Below are 6,728 nucleotides of genomic sequence, written 5' to 3' on the forward strand. Positions count from 1 at the left end.
CGGTACAGTTTTTTCCACCGATTGGGCGCTGGCGGCGAAATAACTATTCCGGTTAGCGGTACAGTTTTTTTCCATCCATAGGGCGCTGGTGGCGAAATAACTATTCCGGTTAGCGGTACAGTTTTTCCACCGATTGAGCGCTGGTGGCGAAATAACTATTCCGACTATCACTACAGTTTCTTTCCCGACGGGGCGCTGGTGGCGAAATAACTATTCCGACTATCGGTAGAGTTTTTTCCACCGATAGGGCGCTGGTGGCGAAATAACTATTGCGGTTATCGCTAGAGTTTCTTTCCCGATGGGGCGCTGGTGGCGAAATATACTAGGTCTGTTTCTTGATGCGATCTGCAGCCGTTTCTGTGCCAACCGCGTCGCCACCTCATCGGTGAAAAATTCTTTACCTGACTAACATTGAGAACTGCTATATCTCAAAACACTACAGCCGTTGATAATCCTTCACAATCCAGTGGCGGCGAATTAAAACCCACTCCCGGCACTTTTCCATCCCCCGTCAGCGCCTCGAATCGCTTGACGCCCTCACCATCGGGAAATACTAGGGCAAAAATTCACCGCCCCGGCAAGATTTTGCCTCAAATTTCTCCCAATCCCAGCATTCCGCTTCATTTCTGCGATTTTCTCCCAGTTGACTCCCGTTCGGGGGGGGTGATGTCTCGAAAGTGGAAATGGGAATAAAAAATCTCTCTAATCTATTGACATTAATTTACTTTTGTGCTATAGAAAAACTTTTTTTGCCAATCCCCCGATCGCCCCGGAATTTGGGCCGCGTTCCCCGAAGATTGACCACTGTGTGCGCGGGCGGCGATCGCGACCCTGAACGGCCAATTTCGGCGTCTCAGTCCCTTCTCGCAAGCTTCTGGGTGGGGGATGCAATCCCCCCTGGGTACGACGTCGGTTTTCTTGCGATCGGTTATATTAAGAAAAGTAACGGAATTGACAGCAAAGACCCCCCACCCATTGTTAGGGTAAAAACGAGCCAAAATCGGAGGAAATTTGTTAATGACATCAATACAGCTTTTCAATCCCCCGGGAGAATCTTTAATTGCCGATTTTTTTCAACAATCTGCCGGAAAATGGCGATCGGAACGTCGCTACTACACCCTTCCCGACGTCACCACCGAGGAAGTGGTTAGAATCATTACCGTGCGCTTTCTGGAAGCCGGAAGCCCGGAACTCGAAGCGTTGGCTCAACTGCATCAGCTACCCGACTCCAAAGCATTAACCTGTGGCACCCATGTCTCTTGGGAACGCAGTACCTCGGTTTCTGGACGTCCGCATCCGGCAGGATCCACCGTCTTTGGCGCGCTGGATAATATTCTGTATCGCGATCGCGGTTACTATACCCCCAACCCGGTGACGGCGCAGTTTTATTTCCCCAATCCGCAAACCTTGTGCCTGAAAACCGCGTACAATAAGGCAGAGTTTGAAGAGGAAATCAAACATATCGGCGATCGCTATCGCACCCGACAAACTATCATCTCTCGGGCGGGAGAACAGAAAACCATCGGCCAATATTTAGAAAAGCGTCTCGAATGATACAATTGTCTGCAAGCGAAATTTAAACAGAGCAAGGGGAATATTGCCTCTCTCCATAACCTTTGTAGAGTTCAGATGAGCATTTCCCCTCCACCTCTGATGGCAATTCACCCCCCTTATTTTCAGTGAAGCGAAGGTCTTTTCTCATCGGTACGGGCAGTTTGGCGATCGCCACGCTTCTCGCTAGCTGTGGGAATCCCAATCGAGATTCCCTCGAAGTTCGGTTATTGAAAAATTCCGTACCCGCTCGCGTTTTGAGCGCCTTTCGCAAGCAACTACAGCAACCGGCCAATCTCGACTTTACTCCCACGGCGCAGTTGCAAGCCCTATTTCTCATGCTGCAAGAATGGCAGCAACAATCCCCACCGCAAGATGAGGACAACGGATTCAATCTGCCCACTTTCGGGAGGCGCAACGGTGGGAATAACCTTCCCGATTTGGTCACGTTAGGGGATTACTGGTTAAGCGAAGCAATTCAACAGGAATTGATTCAACCCATGAATCCCGCCAGGTTTCAGTTGTGGGATCGCTTACCGCAACAGTGGCGCACCCTGGTGACGCGCAATGCCCAGGGTCAACCGGATCCCAAGGGTCAAGTCTGGGGCGCACCCTATCGCTGGGGCACGACGGCGATCGCCTATCGGGTGGATAAATTCAAACCCTTCGGATGGACTCCCCAGGATTGGAGCGATTTGTGGCGTCCGGAAATTCGCGATCGCATTTCTTTGCTCGATAGCCCCAGAGAAACCATTGGTCTGACTCTGAAAAAACTGGGTCACTCCTACCAAACCGCCAACCTAGACGATGTGCCCGACTTGGAAGCAGAACTCCTCGCCCTCCAGCAGCAGGTTCGTCTCTACAGTTCCGATACCTACCTGCAACCCCTGATTCTGGGCGATACTTGGTTGGCAGTAGGGTGGTCTAGCGACCTGCTTCCCCTGGTACAGCGCAATCCCCAAATTCAGGCGCTCGTCCCTCAGTCGGGCACCGCCCTGTGGGCTGATTTGTGGGTACAGCCTGCGGCAAAATCCCCGATCGCTGCGGACAATCCACCATCTCTGTCTGCTTTGGCGCAACAGTGGATTGACTTTTGCTGGAAACCAGAAGTGGCAGTGGATATGTCTCTGCTGAGTCAGGCAACCTCTGCGATCGCCCTCGCACTCAACCGCGAGGAGTTACCCCCCGGGTTACAGGCAGATCCTCTCCTGTTGCCCAACCCTTCGGCGATCGCGCGCAGTGAATTTCTCTATCCCTTATCCCCAGATGTGGCAGATCGCTATCGTCAGTTGTGGCGCAAAATTCGCCTCAGTTAAGGCGTCGAAAACAATTGCGATCCGTTCTCTAACCCCGGGGAATCCAGCCACAAATCGCACACGATCGGCTCGACTTCAAACTGACAACTGTAGGTGCCGAGCAGGGTTTGCTGACGATTAAACACGCGAATATTATAGCGGTAATCGCTCGCTACTTGCCCAAAATGATTGAGCGCCTGATACCGTTCTAAATAATCGAGCAAACTCCACATTTGCCGATTCACAATTAAATCCACAAACCCCACATTCTCTTCATTGCGCGGATACGCCACCCAGTTTTCCACTAATTTGCCGCCGACGAGTTCTCTGGCCCACCACAAACTGGGCACGGTGAGTCCGGTTTGGGAAATGGTGCCTGAAGTAACGATATCCAGGGCGGCAGGATTTGCCGTGGGGGGCACGGGAATTAATTCTAACGGCGGCACCGGGGGCGGCACCGATTCGAGGGTCTCGATGGGCTGCATTTGTCCCTGGGGAGGGGTTTCGCTGTCCTCTGACTCTCGGTTTGGCGGGGCTGTCTCGTTGGGGGCGGGCAATGCCGGTACGGCGGCGATCGCTTCTAACGTGAAACTCACGATGACTATCGGTAGGAGTTTTTTCACCCCTACCCAATTTGCTCTATTGGCGTTCATCTGCTCTCCCTCGGTTTGGGAAAAATCGGGTTAACCCCACAACCGCCGCCCCGCTTTCCCTTTCAGGCGATCGTGGGTGTCTTGCAGCAGTTGGGGAATATCAAGCTGTTCGGGACATCGGGGCAAACAATCCCCACATTCGGTGCAGCGGTTGCCTTTGCGCCCGGGAAACCAATGTCCCGCATTTTCAAACATCCCGTAGCGGTATTGGCTATAGTCCGTCATCTGGTATGCTACTGCCAAATTCCGCAAGCGCAAAACTTCCGGAATGTGAATCTCTTCGGGACAAGGTAAGCAGGCATAACACTGACTGCATTTGTCGCTTCCCAGGGCGGTTTGCGCTTGTCGTTCTAACCGGGCGATCGCTGCTCGTTCTGCTTCGGTTAGGGGCAGGTGACACCAATCTAGCGCTCTCAATGGCAGATGGCGATCGAGGCTGTGGAGTTCCTCGGGGGTCGCCGCCCCAAAACTTAGGGTGGTAATTGCCCGGTTGCTCAATAAAAACCGATAGTTTAATCCTAACGGGGAGAAGGGATGACAGAGTTTTTTTAAGGGATCCGGTGGGTTGTGCAGGCGTCCCCCTTTGTCTGCTGGGGAAATGATAAACACTCCCATGTCTTTCTGAGCGGCTAACTCTACGGCGGGGGCGTTGCGTTGGAAAAAATAGTAATAATGCAGATTGACAAATTCAAATAAATCTGTTTCGATAGTGGCTTGAATTAGGTCGAGAGACCCATGGGTGGAAAATCCCAAATGTCGCACCCGGCGATCGGCGATTGCTTGGCGAATTGCCTCCATTCCCGGGGAATTCAATACCCACTCTAAATGGGATGGCTTATTGATTCCGTGAATCGCTAAAGCGTCTATATAATCGACACCTAAGCGTTCTAGGGATTGGTCAATGCAGCGCTCGATTACAGCAGCATCCCCCACGGGGGGCAGTTTGGTGGTGATATGCAGGCGATCGCGCGCCAATTTCGACCCCTTTCCTCCCCGGACTATCTCTTCTATGGCGGCACCGAGATAGATTTCGCTGTTTCCATAGCCTCGGGCGGTTTCAAAGTGATTGATGCCCATTTCCACTGCTTTGACAGTGGTGGCGATCGCGGTTTCTCTAGACTCCAAATATCTCATGGTTCCCAGAGAAAAAACCGACAGGTGTAAGTTGGTTTTCCCAAATCGACGGTAGCGCATCAGATGGTTTGGTCTTCAGCTTTTTAATCCGGGAGGACAAACGAATCTGCGATCGAGGAGCAACTGTGCATCTCCCTTAATTTTTACCCTTCTCTCGTTCACCCCTCGCCTGCTTACGATTCTTTCGTTTCCCCACTGCCACTGCTGAAGCCTTTACCCTGAATGAAGTCTTCCGGTCTGATATTGGACACAAAATCTCGGAAGGCTTGCCGTTCGGCTTCGTCTGCTTCGCGATCGACCGGGATCGAGGCATCGGCAACCACTTCTTCCATTACCCAAATCGGGCTATTGGTTCGCAATGCTAGGGCGATCGCATCGGAAGGTCTCGCGTCAATCTCTTTTACCGCGTCTCCTTGCCGCACTTTCAAAACTGCATAAAATGTGTTGTCCTGTAGGGAATGAATGATGGCCCGCTCTAGGTTTAATTCCCATTCGTCCATCAAATTCACCATCAAATCGTGGGTTAGGGGTCTCGGCGGTTTCTGGCTTTCTAAGGCGCTGATAATTGACCTAGCTTGGTCTTGCCCGATGTAAATCGGCAGGGCACGGCGATCGGCAGCGTCTCTGAGCAGCACAATCGGACTCCGGGTGGCTGCATCTAATGCAATTCCAGCGACTTTCATCTCAATCATCGACTCGGCCTCTTTAAAACACTCTGGTGAAAGTAATCATGACTCGGGCCAGGGATACGCTTTCTTTTATTCTTGATTTTCGGGTCTGGAAACCCCCGGCACGCCGGACTGGCATCGCATCCCCAGGCGCGAAGCTTTGCTTCCTCGGTATTTCTACCTCAGCCTGGTCAACTCCGGGATTCACACCACGCCTGCCCCCTCTGGGTCAAGCCTGGATTGTTGACTCTCCCGGTCACGGGCAGAATTTGCCCTTACTAACAACGTTACGTCAAAACCTTGCCATTCAACAAGGATCGATTTGCGCTAAGCACCTCGGCGCTCTCGGCAATTCCGTTGTTATCGTTCCCCCAACTTCCAGTTGCATATACTCCACTTTAGCCCCGAATCTGTTAAAAAAGGTGACGCAGACAAAGGAAAAATCTTGGCCTGCGATCGTCTGACCCTGAAAATTAAAGGAAAAACCTATGTTTACTGGATTAGTTCAAGGTTTGGGCACGATTGCCCCGATGGGTACTGAAAAATTGCAAATTTCTTGCGTTTCTGGCGCAGAGATTATTTTGCCCTCTTTAGCTATAGGCGATAGTGTGGCGGTGGATGGGGCTTGTTTGACGGCAACTGAAATTTTGCCCAATGGTTTGGTCGCGATCGCTTCCCCGGAAACCCTCCGCCGTACTACCCTCGCTCACCAAACCGATGCCTATGTCAATCTCGAAACCTCTTTGCGCGTCGGCTCTAAATTGGGCGGTCACTTCGTCACCGGTCACGTGGATGGCATCGGTGCAGTTCAAGCAACCGTGCAAACCGCTAGTTCTTGGGAAATGTCTTTCTCTGCCCCTCCCGCTTTGCTCTCCCTCTGGCAACACCAAATCGCTCCCTATCTCGTCCCCAAAGGCAGTATTGCAGTCAACGGGATTAGCTTAACTGTGGCTGAGTGCGACCCCGCCGGCGCTTGGTTCACTGCCGCTGTCATTCCCCACACCTACCACCAAACCAATCTCCGCTTCCTCCAAGTGGGCGACTGGGTTAATCTGGAAGCAGATATCTTGGGCAAATATGTGGCTAAGTTCGTCCGCTCTGGCCTCCCTTCTCCCTCCTCATCGGAATTCCCCGATGAGTCCGCTCCCTCGATTGATAGTTTAGACCGCATTACCCCCGCTTTTTTGGCGGACAATGGTTATTTGTAAAGTTTTTTCCGGGGCGTTCTGTCTCTGCCTCCGGATCCCCCCTCGCCGGCGCTTTTTTTTCTCTAGGGGTTGACCGAGGCTTGATTTTCTGCTACTATTTTTTACATAATGGGAATATTCGCGAAATTTTTATTTTCGGCACTATTCCCATTATGAATAAGTATAGCAGAAATTTTTCCTTTTCGCCAGGGTTTTCTTTTTTTTGGGGCCGGCGCTTTT

6 protein-coding genes are annotated in these 6,728 nt (G+C 51.8%); 3 read left to right on the forward strand and 3 right to left on the reverse strand.

Annotated elements, in window-relative coordinates; genetic code table 11:
- The first annotated feature begins 1,017 nt into the window (after positions 1-1,017).
- Both LKK83_RS30290 and LKK83_RS30295 read left to right on the forward strand, forming a co-directional pair.
- Positions 1,018-1,554, forward strand: coding sequence for a phycobiliprotein lyase (locus LKK83_RS30290; RefSeq protein WP_324635192.1), 537 nt, complete (start codon positions 1,018-1,020; stop codon positions 1,552-1,554).
- Between the two features lie 125 nt (positions 1,555-1,679).
- Positions 1,680-2,867 (forward strand): extracellular solute-binding protein, encoded by a 1,188-nt coding sequence (locus LKK83_RS30295; protein ID WP_324635193.1) that lies wholly within the window; start codon positions 1,680-1,682, stop codon positions 2,865-2,867.
- Here the strand turns inward: LKK83_RS30295 and LKK83_RS30300 are convergent.
- The 3 genes from LKK83_RS30300 to LKK83_RS30310 all read right to left on the reverse strand — a co-directional run bounded on the left by LKK83_RS30300 (position 2,864) and on the right by LKK83_RS30310 (position 5,325).
- Positions 2,864-3,499: a hypothetical protein gene (locus tag LKK83_RS30300; protein WP_324635194.1), complete on the reverse strand. Its 636-nt coding sequence runs from the start codon at positions 3,497-3,499 to the stop codon at positions 2,864-2,866. The genes LKK83_RS30295 and LKK83_RS30300 overlap by 4 nt on opposite strands.
- A 30-nt stretch (positions 3,500-3,529) precedes the next feature.
- Positions 3,530-4,693: an aldo/keto reductase gene (locus LKK83_RS30305; RefSeq protein ID WP_324635195.1), complete on the reverse strand. Its 1,164-nt coding sequence runs from the start codon at positions 4,691-4,693 to the stop codon at positions 3,530-3,532.
- 113 nt (positions 4,694-4,806) lie between these two features.
- Complete coding sequence (locus LKK83_RS30310; protein WP_324635196.1) at positions 4,807-5,325, reverse strand: bifunctional nuclease family protein; 519 nt, start codon at positions 5,323-5,325, stop codon at positions 4,807-4,809.
- Positions 5,326-5,789: 464 nt separating this feature from the next.
- Here LKK83_RS30310 and ribE point away from each other — a divergent pair, with 464 nt between their 5' ends.
- On the forward strand, positions 5,790-6,509 hold the full coding sequence (gene ribE / locus LKK83_RS30315; RefSeq protein WP_324635197.1) for a riboflavin synthase: 720 nt from the start codon (positions 5,790-5,792) through the stop codon (positions 6,507-6,509).
- The last annotated feature ends 219 nt before the right edge of the window (positions 6,510-6,728 follow it).

Origin of the sequence: Phormidium sp. CCY1219 (assembly GCF_035615515.1) — a bacterium.
Taxonomy (GTDB): Bacteria; Cyanobacteriota; Cyanobacteriia; order Cyanobacteriales; family Laspinemataceae; genus CCY1219.